The organism is Brevundimonas sp. (assembly GCF_035626535.1).
Classification (GTDB): domain Bacteria; phylum Pseudomonadota; class Alphaproteobacteria; order Caulobacterales; family Caulobacteraceae; genus Brevundimonas.
Map to the genome: position 1 here is coordinate 16532 of NZ_DASPNO010000053.1, position 16387 is coordinate 32918.

19 protein-coding genes are annotated in these 16387 nt (G+C 71.7%); 5 read left to right on the top strand and 14 right to left on the bottom strand.

Annotation, left to right across the window (positions count from 1 at the left end):
* Positions 1–235: 235 nt before the first annotated feature.
* Entirely contained in the window at positions 236–2173 is a 1938-nt protein-coding gene (locus VEC04_RS07525; RefSeq protein WP_324775422.1) for a ParB/RepB/Spo0J family partition protein, read from the bottom strand.
* Positions 2174–2549: 376 nt separating this feature from the next.
* Between VEC04_RS07525 and VEC04_RS07530 the strand changes: the two genes are divergently transcribed.
* The 3 genes from VEC04_RS07530 to VEC04_RS07540 all read left to right on the top strand — a co-directional run bounded on the left by VEC04_RS07530 (position 2550) and on the right by VEC04_RS07540 (position 4841).
* Entirely contained in the window at positions 2550–3857 is a 1308-nt protein-coding gene (locus VEC04_RS07530; protein WP_324775424.1) for a hypothetical protein, read from the top strand.
* Positions 3858–3993: 136 nt separating this feature from the next.
* Positions 3994–4335, top strand: a complete 342-nt coding sequence (locus VEC04_RS07535) for a helix-turn-helix transcriptional regulator (protein WP_324775426.1) — start codon at positions 3994–3996, stop codon at positions 4333–4335.
* On the top strand, positions 4332–4841 hold the full coding sequence (locus tag VEC04_RS07540) for a hypothetical protein (protein ID WP_324775428.1): 510 nt from the start codon (positions 4332–4334) through the stop codon (positions 4839–4841). The genes VEC04_RS07535 and VEC04_RS07540 overlap by 4 nt, the downstream gene beginning before the upstream one ends.
* Before the next feature lie 41 nt (positions 4842–4882).
* Here VEC04_RS07540 and VEC04_RS07545 read toward each other — a convergent pair whose 3' ends face one another.
* The 5 genes from VEC04_RS07545 to VEC04_RS07565 all read right to left on the bottom strand — a co-directional run bounded on the left by VEC04_RS07545 (position 4883) and on the right by VEC04_RS07565 (position 6943).
* Positions 4883–5275 (bottom strand): helix-turn-helix transcriptional regulator, encoded by a 393-nt coding sequence (locus VEC04_RS07545; RefSeq protein ID WP_324775429.1) that lies wholly within the window; start codon positions 5273–5275, stop codon positions 4883–4885.
* A 67-nt stretch (positions 5276–5342) separates the two neighbouring features.
* Positions 5343–5612: a hypothetical protein gene (locus tag VEC04_RS07550; protein WP_324775431.1), complete on the bottom strand. Its 270-nt coding sequence runs from the start codon at positions 5610–5612 to the stop codon at positions 5343–5345.
* A 68-nt stretch (positions 5613–5680) separates the two neighbouring features.
* Complete coding sequence (locus tag VEC04_RS07555) at positions 5681–6109, bottom strand: hypothetical protein (protein WP_324775433.1); 429 nt, start codon at positions 6107–6109, stop codon at positions 5681–5683.
* A 19-nt stretch (positions 6110–6128) separates the two neighbouring features.
* Positions 6129–6458 carry a hypothetical protein gene (locus tag VEC04_RS07560; RefSeq protein WP_324775435.1) on the bottom strand — a complete coding sequence of 110 codons (330 nt, stop codon included), beginning with the start codon at positions 6456–6458 and terminating at the stop codon, positions 6129–6131.
* A gap of 23 nt (positions 6459–6481) precedes the next feature.
* Positions 6482–6943: a helix-turn-helix transcriptional regulator gene (locus VEC04_RS07565; protein ID WP_324775437.1), complete on the bottom strand. Its 462-nt coding sequence runs from the start codon at positions 6941–6943 to the stop codon at positions 6482–6484.
* Positions 6944–7309: 366 nt separating this feature from the next.
* Between VEC04_RS07565 and VEC04_RS07570 the strand changes: the two genes are divergently transcribed.
* Together VEC04_RS07570 and VEC04_RS07575 are read left to right on the top strand one after the other, a co-directional pair.
* The gene (locus VEC04_RS07570; RefSeq protein WP_324775439.1) at positions 7310–7684 is read left to right on the top strand and encodes a hypothetical protein; all 375 of its coding nucleotides are present in this window, start codon (positions 7310–7312) and stop codon (positions 7682–7684) included.
* Positions 7685–7687: 3 nt separating this feature from the next.
* Positions 7688–10369: a type IV secretory system conjugative DNA transfer family protein gene (locus VEC04_RS07575; RefSeq protein ID WP_324775441.1), complete on the top strand. Its 2682-nt coding sequence runs from the start codon at positions 7688–7690 to the stop codon at positions 10367–10369.
* 31 nt (positions 10370–10400) lie between these two features.
* On the opposite strand, the gene VEC04_RS07580 is transcribed toward VEC04_RS07575, so the two are convergent.
* From VEC04_RS07580 to VEC04_RS07615, 8 genes are read right to left on the bottom strand one after another with little or no spacing between them, the layout of a single operon-like run.
* Complete coding sequence (locus VEC04_RS07580) at positions 10401–11144, bottom strand: prepilin peptidase (RefSeq protein ID WP_324775443.1); 744 nt, start codon at positions 11142–11144, stop codon at positions 10401–10403.
* The gene (locus tag VEC04_RS07585; protein ID WP_324775445.1) at positions 11141–11557 is read right to left on the bottom strand and encodes a hypothetical protein; all 417 of its coding nucleotides are present in this window, start codon (positions 11555–11557) and stop codon (positions 11141–11143) included. Before VEC04_RS07585 ends, VEC04_RS07580 begins: the two co-directional genes overlap by 4 nt.
* 47 nt (positions 11558–11604) lie before the next feature.
* Positions 11605–12090 (bottom strand): hypothetical protein, encoded by a 486-nt coding sequence (locus tag VEC04_RS07590; RefSeq protein ID WP_324775447.1) that lies wholly within the window; start codon positions 12088–12090, stop codon positions 11605–11607.
* Positions 12087–12863 carry a hypothetical protein gene (locus VEC04_RS07595; RefSeq protein ID WP_324775449.1) on the bottom strand — a complete coding sequence of 259 codons (777 nt, stop codon included), beginning with the start codon at positions 12861–12863 and terminating at the stop codon, positions 12087–12089. The genes VEC04_RS07590 and VEC04_RS07595 overlap by 4 nt, the downstream gene beginning before the upstream one ends.
* On the bottom strand, positions 12833–13090 hold the full coding sequence (locus tag VEC04_RS07600) for a hypothetical protein (protein WP_324775451.1): 258 nt from the start codon (positions 13088–13090) through the stop codon (positions 12833–12835). Before VEC04_RS07600 ends, VEC04_RS07595 begins: the two co-directional genes overlap by 31 nt.
* Positions 13090–13476 carry a hypothetical protein gene (locus tag VEC04_RS07605; RefSeq protein WP_324775453.1) on the bottom strand — a complete coding sequence of 129 codons (387 nt, stop codon included), beginning with the start codon at positions 13474–13476 and terminating at the stop codon, positions 13090–13092. Before VEC04_RS07605 ends, VEC04_RS07600 begins: the two co-directional genes overlap by 1 nt.
* A complete protein-coding gene (locus VEC04_RS07610; RefSeq protein ID WP_324775455.1) occupies positions 13466–14656 on the bottom strand; it encodes a type II secretion system F family protein in 1191 nt (396 codons plus the stop codon). Before VEC04_RS07610 ends, VEC04_RS07605 begins: the two co-directional genes overlap by 11 nt.
* The gene (locus VEC04_RS07615; protein WP_324775457.1) at positions 14653–16350 is read right to left on the bottom strand and encodes a GspE/PulE family protein; all 1698 of its coding nucleotides are present in this window, start codon (positions 16348–16350) and stop codon (positions 14653–14655) included. The genes VEC04_RS07610 and VEC04_RS07615 overlap by 4 nt, the downstream gene beginning before the upstream one ends.
* Positions 16351–16387: the final 37 nt, after the last annotated feature.

A 16387-nucleotide genomic window follows, 5' to 3' on the forward strand; every position in this document is an offset into this window, starting at 1 on the left:
GGGACGTCCCTGACCTCCCTGACATCCCCGAAGGGGCGGTGTCGGAAGCTCTCAGGACGAATTGCCAGTCTAGGGCGCCGGGGCCTTGGCCGCGAGTCGCGGCTGGGGAGAGAACGCCGAACCGGCTCAGACATTGGAGCCCGGGCGCGCCCGTCGCGCACGGCGGGCGTTCGCCTTGGCCGGGGCCGCCCGGAGCAGGGGAGGGCCGCCTTCGGCGACGGCCCTCCCGCCCCGGTTACTCCGGAGCGGCCCCGGACCGACGCAGCAACGGCGGCAGCCAGCCCGTGTCTTTCAGGAGGTCTTCCGCCTTGGCGGCCATGCTCGCCTTGTCGAGGCTGACCAGCGGTCCAGCCGCCTCGGGCGAGACGCCTTCGGCCACGGCCTCGGCGATCAGGGCCTTGGTGACGCGGCCGAGATAGCTGCTCGCGGTGACGGTCCAGTAGCGGCCCATGTCGAGGCCGACGAGTTCGGCCAGAACCCCGGCGTGGGCCAGAGCGCGGCGCGAGGTCCCGACCCGCTGCACGGCGTTGACGCCGAGCGAGACGACATGGGCGAACAGGGCCAGCCGCCCCTCGTCGGGCAGGGCCTGCAAGGCCGCCAGCAGGGCCTCCGGGTCGTCGGGAAGCTGGCCCGCCCAGAGGGCGTGCCGCGCCTCGAGCGCGCGCCCCGCCGCCGTCTCCGCCAGACCCTCGGCATGGCCCTCCAGCGCGAGGCTGGCGATCTGGAGGTCGAGGCAGGTTTCGCCGCCGCAATAGAAGGTCTGCAGGGTCAGGGCGTGCAGGGCGGCGAGGAAGGCGGCCTGCGGCTGTTCGGCGAGGGCGTCGCGCAGCGCCGCCGTGCGGTGGGCGGTGAGGTCGGCGACCAGCCGTTCGGACAGGGTCTTGCGGGTTTCCGTCCGGTCCGCCTGATCGTCTGGCGCGTCGGCCTCGCGCTCCGCATCATCGTCCCTGCCGCTCCCGGCATCCGGCTCGGTTTCCGCTTGCGCCTCGTCCTCTGGCCGGATGAAGCCGCGCTCGATGCGGACACCCTCGTGGGCGAGGACGGCGAACAGGCCGCCGCGCGCCACCGCCTCGGGGTCGTAGCGCTCCGGCCGGGCCGCCGCCAGTTCGGCGTCGATCTCGGTCAGGCGGGCGTCCTGTTCCTCGGTCAGACACTCATCCTCGCCGCAGGACGCGACGATGGCGTCGTACTCCTCGGCGAGGGCGTCGAGCCGGGCCTGCGTCTCCGCGTCCGGCTCCACCACGCGCGGATAGACCCGGCGGCAACCGTGGTCGTAGGGATGGTCGAGCCGACCTTCCGCCCACCGCCAGCCCTCGGCGGCGCGCACGGCCTCCGCCTCGGCGGCCAGCTTCTCCAGCGCCATCCGGTCGAGCAGGGCGGCGTCCGCGAACCAGCCCGAGCCGTCCTCGCTGAACAGGTCGCGCCGGACCGTTCCGCCCGCCGCCTCATAGGCTTCGACGCCGACGTAGCGGGCGCGCCGGTCGGAGGCCTCGACCTCGTGCTCGGTCATCATGCGTCGGATGAAGGTCGGGGAGCGATTCCAGGACAGGCCGGCGAACACCTGTTCCTGCCGGGCGTGATCCTCGCTGACCGCGAAGGCCATCAACTGGTCCAGCGTCAGGTCCCCGGTCCGGTAGGCGGCCATCAAGACCGGGCTGACCGCTCCGAGCCGCATGCGCCGCCGGACCAGAGTGGGTGACACCCCGAAGCGCGCCCCGATCTCCTCGGCGCCCCAGCCCTTGTTGTCCGCGAGATCGCGGAAGGCCTCGAACTGGTCGGCGGGGTGCATGGCGAAGCGAGTGACGTTTTCGTCGAGGCTGATCTCGAAGGCGTCGTGGGCGGTGTCGACGACGCAGCGGATCGGCTGGGTCTTCCTGATCTCCTTGCGCTTGGCGCGGAGCAGTTGCGACAGCCGGCGGCCCTCGCCGATGGTGACGAGGTAGTCGCCGGTCGGCTGTCCGTCCGGCCCGAGCTCAGGCTCGACCACGGGCGGCTGGAGGATGCCCTTCTCGCGAGTGCTGGCCGCCAGCGCCTCGATGTCGGCGGCGCTGTGCGGCGTCTTGCGGGCGTTGCGCGGCGACTTCTTGAGCCGGTTGAGCGGAATGAAGGCCACGGTCCCATGCTCCGGGACGGCGGCTTCGGCGGTCGGCGCGGTTTCGAAAGCGGCAGTCATGATCACGTCTCCTAGGGTTGGGGAGCAGGCGAAATTCCGCCTGCTCCCCTGCCCGTCGGCGAGACCAGGGGTAGCAAGGGCCAGGGCGGACCGCGGGGAGGGGGATCGCCCGGTCTGCACGGAGCGCAGCGAAGGAAGACCGGGGACACCCCGCGGGCCGGCGGCGCAGCCGCGCACCCTGGCGCGCGCGAGGGACGGAGTCCCTTAGCTCTACGGAGAGGACGGCCGCGCCGGCGGCTCGATCCGGCCCGCCATCCCCACCTCTGGAAAAACGCGCGCCCCGGCGCGCTATACTGAAGCGGGCCTGTCTCGAAAGACTCTCCACGCGACCGCCGACCGTCTTTCCGCTCGCCCCGCGGGGCGTAGGCTGAAGGTCATGAGCGACCGCGCCACTTCAGGGCCGACGCCGACCGTCTCGCGCGTTCTGCCCGACGGGCGGCTGATCGAGCTGCTCTACGACCCGGAGCGCCGCGCCACGGCCCTGGCCTTGGCGGACCCAGACGGACCCGTCGCCGTCCATGACGCGATCGACCTCGCCGACGGTGAGCGGCTCGTCCCCTACGCCGCCGACAACAATCTGATCGCCACCGGCTGCGTCCTGCTGCCCTCCGCCGTCGGGGCCTTCACCACCCAGGCGGCGCTGGTGGCCGGGGTGCAGGCCTTCCTGCACCGCTACGTCGACCTGTCGCCGACCTTCGAGGCGATCGCCGCCCACTATGTGCTGCTGAGCTGGGTCTACGACGCCTTCCACGAACTGCCGTACCTGCGGCTGAGGGGCGACTACGGCACCGGCAAGACCCGTGCCCTGACCGCCATCGGGGCGCTCTGCTACAAGCCGTTCTTCGCCTCGGGCGCCTCGACGGTGTCGCCGATCTTCCATGTGCTCGACGCCTTCGGCGGCACCCTGGTGCTCGACGAGGCGGATTTCCGCTTCTCGGACGCGACCGCGCCGCTGAGCAAGATCCTCAACAACGGCAACACCGCCGGCCTGCCGGTGCTGCGGACCATGACCAACCGGCACAAGGAGCTCAATCCACGCGCCTTCCGGGTTTACGGACCCAAGCTGGTGGCCATGCGGCACGGCTTCGCCGACCGGGCGCTCGAGAGCCGCTTCCTGACCGAGGAGACCGGGCAGCGGCCGCTGCGGTCGGACATCCCGATCCAGACCCCGCCGGAGCTGCACCGGGAGGCGCTCGACCTGCGCAACGCGCTCCTCGCCTGGCGGCTGACGCAGCGCGCGCGCGTGCGGCCGCACCCGGATCGCCAAGCCGCCGGCGTCGATCCGCGCCTCAACCAGACCGCCCTGTCCCTGCTGTCGCTGATGGAGGACCCGGCCCTGCGCGCCGAGCTCCATCAGGCGATGTCCCGTGAGCAGCGACGTATGGCCGCTGAACGCGCCGCCTCGCCCGAGGGCCTGTTGGTCCAGGCGCTCGCCGAGCGCTTCGCCGACCCCGCCGGAGGCCGCGTCACCGTCTCGGCGGTGACCGAGGCCTTCAACCGGCTTGGCGGTGACAGCCGCACGCCGCCGGCCAGTCCGCGCCAGGTCGGCTGGCGCCTGCGCGAACGGCTGAAGCTGGCCACGGCCAAGTCCAACGGCGTCTTCGTGATCCCCGCCGGCGAGCGCGGCAAGGTCGAGGCCTTGGCCGCCCGCTACGGCGTTCCGGTCGAATCCGCGGCGGCCTGACGGGCCCCGGGAGGGGCCGCGGCCCCGGCCGGCGGCGGTCGCCGCGCGGGGCAATCGGCCGTCTACGGCCAAGGCGCCGTTCAGGGGAAGATGACGGAACGATCGTCATCGGTCGCTCATCTAACGCTCCCCGCCTATGTCCCACCGCAACTATCTCAGCCTCCATCGCAAGCGATGGGCGCTGTCCCAACGCGAGCTCGCCCTGCTGCTCGGCCACGCCTCGCGCAGCGTCGTCTCCCGGCTCGAACTCGGCCAGGGGCGGCCGAGCCTGCCGTTCGCCATCCGCTGCGAGGCGGTGTTCGGCGTCGGCGTCGCCGAACTGTTTCCGGATCTGTTCGAGGAGAACCACGACGTGGTCATGCGCCACGCCGCGCGCCTGGATCAGCAGCTGCGCGGCCGCGTCGACGCCGGGGCCGCGCGCAAGCGCGCCCTGCTGCTCGAGATGATCGGGCGCACGCCTAACCCGGACATCGTATGAGCTCCGTCGTGGCGACGGCCGCCGGCGAGCGGGTGCTCGCCTTCCATCCGACCAGCCGCGGCTTCGGTTGGGTGCTGTTCGAGGGCCCCTTCGCACCGGTCGACTGGGGCCTGGTTTCGGTGGGGGCGGACAAGAACGCCAGCTGCCTGCGCCGTCTCGAGCGGCTGCTCGACCGCTCCGCCCCCGAAACCCTCGTGCTCGAGGCCTACGACCGCGCCACGACCCGCCGCGCCTTGCGCATCGCCGATCTCTGCCGGGCGGTTCGGCGCGCCGCCGACCACCGCGGCGTCGAAACCGCCGTCTACAGCCGCGCCGAGGTGCGCGAGGCTTTTTCGGAGGTGAAGGCGCGCACGCGACGGGAGATCGCCGAGGCCGTCGCGCGGCATTGCGAAGCGTTCCGCCACCGGTTGCCAAAGCGGCGCAGGCCTTGGGAGAGCGAGGACGCACGCGGCGCGCTGTTCGCCGCCGCCGCCGTCGGTCTGGCGCATTATCGCCAAGGCCTCTAGTCCCGCCCGGCAGACGGGTCGGCGGAACGCCCCCGTAGCGGCTAGCCGGAGGAGCGGTCATCCGGCCCGAGCGCGAACGCTTGGGCGATCTGCAGCAGGAGGGCGCGTCGCTCTGGCCCCATGGCCGCGAAATGCTCCGTGAGCGCCTCGCCGCCGCGTAGCGACCGGATATCGATACGGGAGTCGGCCGCCGGATCGGGTTCGACGTCCGGAAAGAAGTCGGCCACAGGCACGCCGAGCGCCTTGCCGGCGCGGACCAACATCGAGGCCGAGATGCGGTTGGTGCCCCGCTCGTATTTCTGGACCTGCTGGAAGCTCAGGTTCATCGCCTTGCCGAGCTCGGCTTGGGACAGGCCGCAGCGCTGCCGGGCGGCTTTCAGCCGTTGGCCCACGACGAGATCGACGGGGTCGGTGGTGGCGATGGCGCGCGGCATACAGGTCTCCTTGGGGCGACCTTGGCCGAAAGAGCCCCGGCGAGGCAAGAGCGGTCAGCCGCGTATCCTAGGCCGCCGCCGCGAGGGCCTGGGGGAGGCCGCGAACATAGGCGCGAAGGCGCTGGAGCGCGCGTCGGTCGCGCCCGTCGCCTCGTCCATCCGATCCCTGTTCGAGCAGGACCTCGAAGACGCCGTCCGCCTCGAGCGGCGTTCCCGGCTTGTGGTCGAGCAGGAAGGCCTCGGCCGAGACGAAGCGGTCCCAGACCGCTTCCAGATCCGTCGTGACGTGCCGGCGCCAGAAATCGAAGGCTGTCTCAAAAGTCCATTTGTCAGACATGATGCAGTCCCCCCTCGGGACGGTGGTTGCGGCTTGGCCGCGAACATTGGAATGATGGGATCGAGCGCTCAGCCGCCGGCCGAACGCGGCCGGGCGTAGGTCGCCGTGCGGGCCTCCCACACGCCGAATAGCCCGATCAGCATCAACTCGACCCAGACGACGAAGCGGAAGGTGACGTTGGCCCAGACCTGTCCGTCCGGAGTGAGCATGGCCACCGGATAGGTGGCGACGGTGAGCAACTGCACGCCCGCCGCCGCCATCAGCCACCAACGGTCGGCCGTCAGGCTCAACCAGAGCAGGGCGCCGAAGAGGCTGACCGAGACGAGGGCGACACCCCATCGCAGCCCGTCGATCTGGACGCCGTCCACCAAGGGCGTGACCAGCATCGCCGCCAGAAAGGCGAGAGCGGCGAGCCGTTCCGCGCCCCGGCCCTTCCACAGCTGGAGCCCGATGCTGAGGATGCTCAGGCACAGGACGGAGAGCTGCGTTGAGGTCATGCCGGCTCCCAGACCCGCCTCAGGCGGCCGCCGGGACCGCCTCGACGACGGCGATCGGCTTGTCCTCGAGCGGCCCGTCCAGTCTCCAGCCGATCGCGTGAGCCTCGGCCACGGCGGCGAGCCCGTTGTGGCCGTCCACCACGGCGCCCCTGGCCTCGGCGAGTTGGGACAGCCCGCGCACCATGTCGAGGAGGGCGGGGTGCCCGACCGCCGCCGCGAACCCCGCATCGGCCCGGCTCTCGATCATGGCCTGGATCAGGGCGCTGGTCTCGACCATGGCCTTGTCGACGGCGTGTTCCGCAGTCTGGAGGCGGCGGGCGATCCGGACGCCGACATGTCTGTTCTTCATAATCTGGTTCCTAACGCTGGTGATCAGTCCTGCGTCAGGTTGGCGGCGGGCGGCGCGTGCGACGCCAGGGCCCCGACGGCTCCGGACACCACACTCACAATCCCGACCGTGATCAAGGCGGCGACGGCGGCGAAGACGAGAACCAGACCGAGCCGGAAACCGCGCCGCGGCGGCGGCGGTAGAAACCAGGCGGCGGTCGGGGTCTCGATCAGTCCCCGCGCGTCATCCGCCGGATCGCCCGGCGCAGGCCGATCCAGCGCCGGGGTCGGCGCGACGGCCATAGCGTCCAGTCCGTATAGCGGTTCGCATGCTAGTCGGCGCAACGCCGCCTTCCGGGATGAAACCTCAAGCCGGCGGAGGGCTTCGCGAATATGAAGACTGACCGTGTGGTGTGAGATGCCGAGGTGCCGACCGATATCCTTGTCGGTCATCGTCGCCGACAGCCGCAAGCACTCCAGCTGACGCTGTGTAAGTCGTCCCGTCATCGCCCCTCCGCGTCGCAGCCTATGTTGGTTAAGACGCGGGCGCCAGACGGGATTCTCGAATCGGGCCCCGCCCCGACGAGCCGGGCTCGGGGTGCAGAGGCCGAGCGTGTTGGGTCGCGCTCGCAGCGGCCCACCCGTCGGAGAACGGTGGTTGCCAAATATAATACTTTAGGTAACGTGCGGCAGCTTGAACGAGCGTGGATAGGCGGCCGGCGACGTGCAGGGTCTGCGCCTCGGCGTGCGATCTCCCTGCCGCTCCGGCCTGGATTGGCGGATCAATGCGGCGGACACCGCGCGGCAAGCGAGGCGACCGCTGCAGAGCGGAGCCGGCGGCGGGGCCTCGCGGCGATGCTCTGGGAGGGGGCGATGAAACTGCTGATACGGCGTGACCAGCGCGCGGGCCTGCTGGGCAAGGTGCTCTTCACCCTCGAGGTGCGGGCGGACCTGTCCGCCGACGAGAGGGAGCGCATCCGCAAATATAAGCTCCAGGACACGGAGCTTTACGCCAGCCACGAGATCACCGGCGGCAGCGGCCTGCTGGGGGTGGCCTCGCGACTGGCCTGGAAGGCGGTGACCCTGACCCTGACGGTGAAGGATCTCGAGGGCGGCAAGCGCATCGAGGTCAAGGACGTGGTCGAGCTGCTGGCCATCGAGGAGCAGATCCGCGAGGCGGCGCGGACCTTCAAGGCCGTGCTCGACGCCGCCTCCCATTTCGGTGGCGAAGAAGTCCTCGAACTGTAGCGCGTGTTCGGCCGAAGCGACCTTACCAACTGGCTCGCCGGCGGCACCCGCGGGCGGGAGCTGCAGGAGACGCGCGAGCGCTGGGCCGAGGTAGAGGCCCTGTGGCGCGCCTCGCCCCTGGCCGAGACGCCGGTCGACGATCTGGCCATCGAGGTGGTCAAGGACGTGATTCGGACCTGCGACCGCATCCCCGCGTTGCCGGTGCTGATCGCCGCCACCGATGCGGCCGAGGGGGTGCTGCGCGGCGAGGATCTGATCGCGTTGGAAGCCGACTGGCCGGTGATCGAAGGCGACGCGGCGGTCGCCGTCGAGGTCCGCAAGCTGCTCGTGCGCCGGCGCCGCTGGGCGGGGGACTTTGAACGCATGTTCGGCCTCGTCCGGGGCCGACTCCGGGAGGGCTTGCGCCGCCTGTTCCAGACGCTGCCGGAGGGGTGCTTCGCCCCTTGGGACACGGAGGGCGGCGATGCGCTCGGCGTGCCCCTGATCGAACTGCTCGACGATCCGGCGGAGGCCGTCGAGCGCTTTGTCATGCTGCCCTATGACGACGAGCCGCTGCGGCTGGAACTGTTCGAGCGCCTGCGGGTGCGGCTGATCACCAACATGCTCGTCGCCTCGGGCTTCTCGCCGGAGGCCGATCCGCAGGCCGTCTCCGACCGGCTGATCGTCCCGACGCGGCAGAAGGGCAAGACCCCGTCCGAACTGGTCGAACTGTACCTGGCGGGCACGCCCTTCGCCGACCTGCTCGACCTGCCGGTGCCGTTCCGGGTGCCCGACGCGATGCGCTTCGAGCATTGCCACATCATCGGCGGCACCGGCCACGGCAAGACCCAGCTGCTGCAGCGGCTGATCCACGACGATCTGGTCAAGGCGGTCGAGGACGGCCGCTCCGTGGTGGTGATCGACAGCCAGGGCGACCTGATCCAGAAGCTGCTGCGGCTGGAGCTGTTCTCGCCGGAGTCGGAAGGGAGCCTCGCCGACCGGCTGGTGCTGGTTGATCCGTCGGACATCGAGTTCCCGGCCGCGCTCAACCTGTTCGACGCCCATCTGGATCGGACCGAGGGCTATTCGGCCGTCGACCGGGAGCGGGTGCTGAACGGCGTCGTCGAGCTCTACGAGACCTTCTTCGGGGCCATGCTCGGGGCCGAGCTGACCCAGAAGCAGGGGGTGATCTTCCGCTATCTGGCGCGGCTGATGATCACCATTCCGGGCGCCACCCTCCACACCCTGATGCAGGTCATGGAGGACGGCGCGCCGTTCAAGCCGCACATGGGCCGGCTGCAGGGCTCGGCGCGGCATTTCTTCGCCACCGAGTTCTTCGCCCCGTCCTTCGCCGCCACCAAGAAGCAGATCCTGCGCCGGCTGTGGGGCGTGCTGTCGACCCCGGCCTTCGAGCGCATGTTCTTGCAGCGCGAGAACAAGCTCGACCTCTACGCGGCCATGAACGAAGGCAAGATCATCCTCGTCTCCACCGCCAAGGACCTGCTCAAGTCGGACGGCAGCGCCCTGCTGGGGCGGTTCTTCATCGCCATGATCGCCCAGGCGGCGCTGGAGCGGTCGGTCATTGCGGCGGAGAAGCGGACGCCGACCTTCGTCTACATCGACGAGGCGCAGGAGTATTTCGGGGACGATGTCGAGACCATCCTCAATCAGGCCCGCAAGTATCGCGTCGGCCTGACCCTGGCGCACCAGACCCTGGATCAGCTGTCGCCGCGGCTGCGCGCGGCGCTGCACGCCAACACCTCGTTGAAGTTCGCCGGCGGGGTGTCGGCCCGCGACGCCCGCGCCTTCGCCGACGAACTGCACACCACGGCCGACTTCATCGAAGGCATGCGCCGGCGGCGCGACCGCACCGAGTTCGCCGCGTGGCTGAAGAACATGACGCCTGGAGCGGTGCGCCTCACCACCCCGCTCGGCTATCTGGAGCGGCAACCGACCTCGAGCGCGGAGGCCTTCGAGCGTCTGCTGGACGCCAACCGGACGCGCTACTGCGGCGCGCCGATGGAGGCGGAGCTGCCGGCGTTTCCCACGGCCTCCGCCGAAGCGCCGCCGGCGCCCGCCGCGGCCCGACCTCCCGACGTCGGCGCACCGCACCCGCCCCTGCCGGACGCGGAGGACGTCGTCCTCTTACCGGGCCCGCCAGGTCCGCCGCCGGTCCGTCCCACCCGACCGGCCGTCGAGCCCGGCAAGGGCGGTCCGCAGCACCGCTATCTGCAGGCGCTGATCCGCGAGCTCGGCCAGCAGCAGGGCTTCCGCGCCACCGTCGAGGCTTCCGTCGGCGGCGGTCAGGCGGACGTGTTGCTCGAGCGGGACGGCCTGCGCGTCGCCTTCGAGGTGTCGGTCACCACGCCGGGCGCCCACGAGGCCGCCAATCTCCGCAAATGCCTGTCGGGCGGCGTCGATCAGGCGGCGCTGGTGGTGGTCAAGTCGCGCGCGACCGGCGTGCGCTTCCGCGACGCCGTGCTGGCGGGCCTGGACGAGCCCGATCGGAACCGGGTGGCGCTTCTCACGCCGGAGGGCCTGCCGGACTACATCCAGGCTCTGGCGCCCCCGCCGGAGCCGAGCGAAACCGTGGTGAAAGGCTACCGGGTGAAGGTCAGCCGCGTTTCGGCCCCGGCGGACGAAACCCGGACGCGGCACGACGCGGTGGCCCGGATCGTAGCCCGTTCGCTATCGCGCGAAACGTGAGCGACGGCAGCGCGATCGGACCGGTCGCCGGTCAGATCCGCATCAGCCAGACCAGCCAGACGCCGAGACCGAGAAGCGGGGCGAAGGCGATCCGGGCGTCCGCCGCCGGGCGGCCGCCGACCGCCCGCCGCGCCACGACGAGGCCGACGCCCGCCGCGGACGCGATCAGGAGGACGGGCGGCAGGCCCTGCCAGCCGACCCACGCGCCCCCGGCCGCGAACAGGAAGGGATCGCCCCCGCCGAGCCCGTCCCGGCCGCGCAGCCGGCGGTAGGCGAAACCGAAGAGCCACAGCGCCGCGAAGCCGAGCCCGGCGCCCAGGACGGCGTCGCGGAGCCCGGCGCGCTCGAGCCAGCCCACGGCGAACAGACCGGACGCCAGCAGCGGCAGGGTGAGCCGGTCCGGCAGCCAGAGATGCTGGAGGTCCACCGTGGCGATCAACAGCAGCTGCCAGCCGAGCAGCGCCGTGAACACCGCGCCGGCCGGGTCCGGGCCGGCGAGCGCGGCCCAGACTCCCACGCCGGCGGCCGCCAGTTCGAGGAGCGGATAGCGGACGGGAATCGCGCTTCCGCAGGTCCGGCATCGCCCGCGGCTGGCGGCGTAGCTGGCGACCGGGACGAGATCCGGCCAGGCCAGAGTCCGTCCGCACCCACCGCAGCGGGATCGGCCAGTCACGACATCCTCGCCGGCGGGCAGGCGCAGGCTGACCAGTCCGAGAAAACTGCCGACGATCAGACCCGCCACGCCCAGCGCCACGGCGAGAAGCGGCGGCGTCATCCGCCGGCGGCTGGATCGGTGGCCGGATCCGGAGCCGCGTCCGAGGTCGGCTCGGTCGCGGCGAACAGCTCGAGGCTCCGATCTCCGGCCGGTCCGCGGACGGTGGCGCTGCGTCCGGTCACGGCGACCAGTCGCCATCCATCCAGGGTTTGCCCGATGGACACGCCCTCGACTTCGCCGGAGTCGGCGCTGCGCAAATAGGCGCGCCGGCCGGCGAGACCGACCAGGACCGGGACGGCGGTCGGGGCGACTACGGTCGGTTCCGCTCCGGCCGCGTGAAGCCGAAGGGGAAAGCCCGCGACGGGACCGCTCCGGCGCGCCTGGTGATCCGCTCCGAAATAGCGGTCCACGCCCGGCGCTGCCGGGGGGCGGGCCGCGGCGGCCGGCCAGATCAGGATGACGAGCGTCGCCAAGGCGCACGCGCCGAGAACCGCGGAGGCCCAAAGCCGCCCGAGCTGCGTCATGCGATCACCATCAGCAGCACGAGCGCCACGGTCCCTTCCCGGGTCGGTCCGAGACCGAGCGTCAGGGATTTGAGCCGGACGGCTTCGCGATTGACGGCGATCCAGTTGGCGACCGCGGCCGAGGCGGCGGCGTCGCCTAGCGCCTGGACGCGCACCTCCGCGAGGTGCAGGCCGCCGCCCAAGGGGCGCAGGTTCGAAGCGTCCACCGCAAGAACCGTCAATCCCAGTTCGGCGAGCCGCCCGTTGAGGTGCTCGCCGATGGCGATCTCGGCGGTCGCGCCGTTGCGCCGCAGCAGGGGCCGTCCTGGCGTCCACGGCGCGGCCTTGTCGGCCGTGATCGGAGCGCCGCCCGGCCGGTCGCCGGCCGTCGTCACGGCGCGAAGATCGCGTCCCGCGGCAAGGGCGGAGGTCAGGGCGACAAGGGTGAGTCCGACGGCCGCCAGCGCCGCGCCCCGGTTGAGCCAGAGGGTGCGCCGCGTCATCCGCAGACCTCGCTTGGGAAGGTCACGGCCAGAGTCTGGGCTCCGGCGGCCGGGGGCAACTCCAGGGCTGCGACCAGGGATGCGGCGTCCGTTCCCGGGGCGAGCGTCAAGCTCACGCGCTGCCCGTCGGCGGCGGCGCCGGTCACCGCCACGCCGTCCGGGCGGACGGCCGCGATCCGGGTCGCCGCACACAGATAGCGGGTCGCGGCGTCGGTTCGCCCGAGAGCGGCCCAATCGGCTCGCGCCGCGGCCTGCTGGGCGACGAGGCGGGCCGCGCGGGCGGCGAGACGTTGTTCGGCGGCGATCTCGGGCAGGCGGCGTTCACGCCATTGCTCGGCCCGCAACTGCCCGGCCAGGGCGACCGCGGCGAGGCCGAGACAGACCATCGCCGCCCTGGGCGCATGCCGCAGCCACCGCGCCTCGCGATCGTCGACGGCGCCCGCGTTGCGGAAGCGGAAGACGACGTCCTGCCCGCCGACGGTCTTGGCGACCGCGACGATCCGCTGGGCGCCGAAGGCCGGATCGGCCAGGGCCGAGCGCCGCAGGACGCCGAGCGCATAGACGGTTTCGCCGGCCTCGTGGCCGAGCGGCGCCAGTTCGAAGACGGTGTCGGCGACGGGCAGGGGGGAGAGGCGGTCCAGCTGCAGGCGCGTGATGGCGCGCGCCTGCCGGAGCGACCGGGTCGGCAGCCGCAGCACGCGCGTCATCACCTCCAGCTCGGGTCGCGGCGCGGAGGCCGGCTTCAGGTCGAGGGAGAGGTCGTCGAGCGGCATGATTGACTGACGGTATCGTATTCGCAGCGTTCGGGAAGGTCGCACCGGTAGCGGATGCGGTCTTTGGCCGACGCAGCGATCTCGGCGGCGTCGGGTCGGCACCCCGGCGCGGGCCGATCGGCGAGCCCCGCCTGGGACAGGGCGAGCTGCTGGCTGGCGCGGGCGAGCGCGGAATAGCCGGCGCCGACGCCGACCAGCAGAATCGAGGCGACCGTCATGGCGATCATCAGTTCGAGGACGCTGTAGCCGGCGCGGGCGGCACGACCGCTTCGACGACCAGGTCCGGGCCGAAGCGCCGGTCGACCACGATGCGCACCCGCCGCGCCGCGGACGGGACGTCGTCGGTGCCGGCGCCGGTGCTGGTGTAGGTCCATGAACGCCCCTCCGTCTCGCCGACCTGTTGTCCGCCGGCGCGCTCGCCCGCGTAAAGATCCTCGTAGAGATCGTCGGCGATCCTCGTCGCCGTCAAGCGATCTCGCGCCTGGGCCATGCGCGAGACCGCGTTGGAGGCCAGCGCCACGGCGGCGGCGACCGCCAGAACGGTGATCGTGAGCGCCACCATGGCGTCGATGGTCAGATAGCCGCCGCGGGCGCTGCTTGCGTCAGGAGGCAACGGCGTCTCCCACAGCGAGCAAACCCTGGAACACCATCATGGTGATCAGTCCGACCATGGCGCCGACGACGATGATGACCAGAGGCGTGAGAACGGACAGCAGCCGTTCGATCGCTTCCTGGGCGCGAGCGCCCAGCAGCGCGGCGCCGTCGTTCAGAGCCGCGCTCACCTGCCCGGAGTGTTCGCCCATCAGGACATAGTGGATCAGGTCGGGGGGACAGGCGGGGATGCGCCGCAGCACCTCCGACAGTCGCACGCCTTCCATCAGACGCTCGTCCTGCGCCGCAAGGGCGCGGCCGAGCGAGCTTATGCTCACCGGCTCGCGGGCCAGCCGCCAGGCCGGCGCGAGGGGAACGCCGGCGTGGAGCATGACGGCGAGGCGGGCGGCGAGATTGGCGAAGACGAAGTCGCGCAGCGGCGAGCGCTTGCCGCGCATCAGCAGGCGGGCGACCCCATCGCCGGCCGAGCGCCGCACGGGCGCGAACAGCGTCATCGCGACGGCCAGACCGCCAGTCGCCGCGGCCAGAATGGGCAGCAACACCCGCACGATGACCCCGAAGGTCAGCACGGCCTGGGTCTGGGCCGGAATGTCGCCGCCCATGCCCTCGAACGCCGGCTCCAGGGAGGGGAGCACGGCGTAGGCGTAGATGGCGATCGAGCCGAGGGCGACGAGGATGACGAAGGCGGGGTAGAGGCACAGGGTGATCAGCCGCTTCTTCAGCTGATCGGCGGCGGCGAGCGACCGCGCTCCGGCGGCGAGCACCTCGCTCTGGCGACCGGAGGCCTCGCCGCCCCGGGCCAGGGCCTGCAGGAACCGGGCGGGCCCGCCGTCCGCGGCCTCGAGCGCGCGGGACAGGGGTTCGCCGGCGATCAATCGCTGTCGCACCTCGCGGGCGATCGCGCTCATGCGTGGGGTTTCCCGCGTCTCCAGCAGGGCCAAGGCCTGGGCCAGCGCCATGCCGCTGGTCATCAGCTGGGCCAGGTCGCGGCCGAACCGCGCCGCCTCGGCGTCGGTCAGGCGCAACCCACCCCGCTGCTGCAGCAGGGTCGGCTGGATGGTGAGCGGGTGAAGGCGCGCCTCCACCAGACGATCGCGCAGGGCGGCCGCGCCCGGCGCATAACTGACCCCGCGCAGGCGGCGTCCGTCCGGGCCGAGCGCGGTATAGCGAAAGGCCTTCATCGGTCGGCGACGCGCCAGGCGTCGCCCCAGTCGAGCAGACCTTCCGCCGATTGTTCGAGCGCGTCCTGTCGCAAGGTGGCGTAGCCGGGCTGGTCGACCAGGTGTCGGCGCAGGATCGAGGCGTGGGCGCCCGCGCCGATCAACTCGCCCAGTTCGGGCGTGCAGACCATGAGTTCGCTCACCGCCCTCCGGCCGCGGCGCCCGGCCCCGCCGCAGGCGGGACAACCCTGCGCCCGTCCCACCAAGGACGGCCGCAGGGACAATCCGGCCTCACCCAGGGCGGCGGTTTCATCGGCGTCCAGCGGGCTGGTCGTCTTGCAGGCCTGGCAGAGCTGGGCCACGAGGCGTTGCGCCATGACCCCGATCAGGGCGTCGCCGAGCAGATAGCGCTCGACCCCCATGTCGATGAGCCGCGACGGCGTGGTGGCCGCATCGTTGGTGTGCACGGTGGCGAGCACCAGATGGCCGGTCAGACTCGCTTGCACGGCCAGGCGTGCGGTTTCCGTGTCGCGGATCTCGCCGACCAGGATGACGTCGGGGTCGTGACGCAGAAAGGACCGCAGGGCGGTCGAGAAGGTGAAGCCGGCCGCCTCATTGACTTGGCTCTGCAGGATGTCCTCGAAGACGTATTCGACCGGATCCTCGACGGTGAGGATCTTGTTCCGGGCCGAGGCCAGTTGGCGCAACCCAGCGTAGAGGGTGGTCGTCTTGCCGCTGCCGGTGGGGCCGGTGACCAGCAACAGGCCGTGGCCGCGCATAAGGAGCTGGCTAAGGCCGGCGGCGACCGGGAGCCGCAGGCCAAGCCGCTCAAGGGAATAGTCGACGTCGCGCCGGGTGAGCAGGCGAACGACAAGGGATTCGCCGAACACCGTCGGCGCCGTCGAGATGCGGACATCGACCGGGACGCCGCGGACATTGATCGTGGTGCGCCCGTCCTGTGGGGCGCGGCGCTCGGCGACATCGAGGTCGGAGAGGACCTTGATCCGGGCGATCAGGGCCGGCCCGATGTCGACGCCGAGCCGTTCCTGATCCTGCAAGGCGCCGTCGATCCTGAAGCGCACCCGGGTGTGGTCGCTCTTCTGCTCGACATGCACGTCCGAGGCGTTGAGCAGGAAGGCGCGCTCGAGGATCTGTTCGGAGAGACGAACGACCGGGGCGTCCCGGGCAATGTCCTTCAGCCGCTCGGCGTCATCCAGCCAGGTGGCCGCGGCGGCGGCCGGCCGCGCGGTCTCGGCGGCGGGTTCGGCCACGTCCTGCACGCGCCGCCAAGCGCTGAGCGTGATGGTGCGCACGGGGATGTCGCGGCCGAGCGCGAAGCGCAGCGCCTCGCGGGTGGTTTCGTCCCCGGGGTCGACCAGGCCGAGGCACCAGCCGCCCTCTTCGTCGGACATGGCGACGGCATAGCGATCCTGCAGGAACCGCACGCTGAGACCCGGCAACTCCAGCCGCTCGATCGGAACGCCGTCGGGCCAACGCGGCGCGTCATGCAGGGCGCTGCAGGCCTCGGCGATCGCCTCTTCGGTGGCCAGGCCGAGCAGGCTCAAGGCCACGGCCAGCGGCTGACCCGAACTGGCGCTGGCGCGCTGGGCGCGGGCGAGGGCGCTGCCGCCCAACTGAAGGGCCTCGGCCAGGACCGACCGGGTGTCGGCGGGCGCCGGCAGCTCGAACTCGTCGACAGGTGTAGGTCTAACCATATGAAACGCCGTGGACTCGGCTCCGCTCCCCCCTATA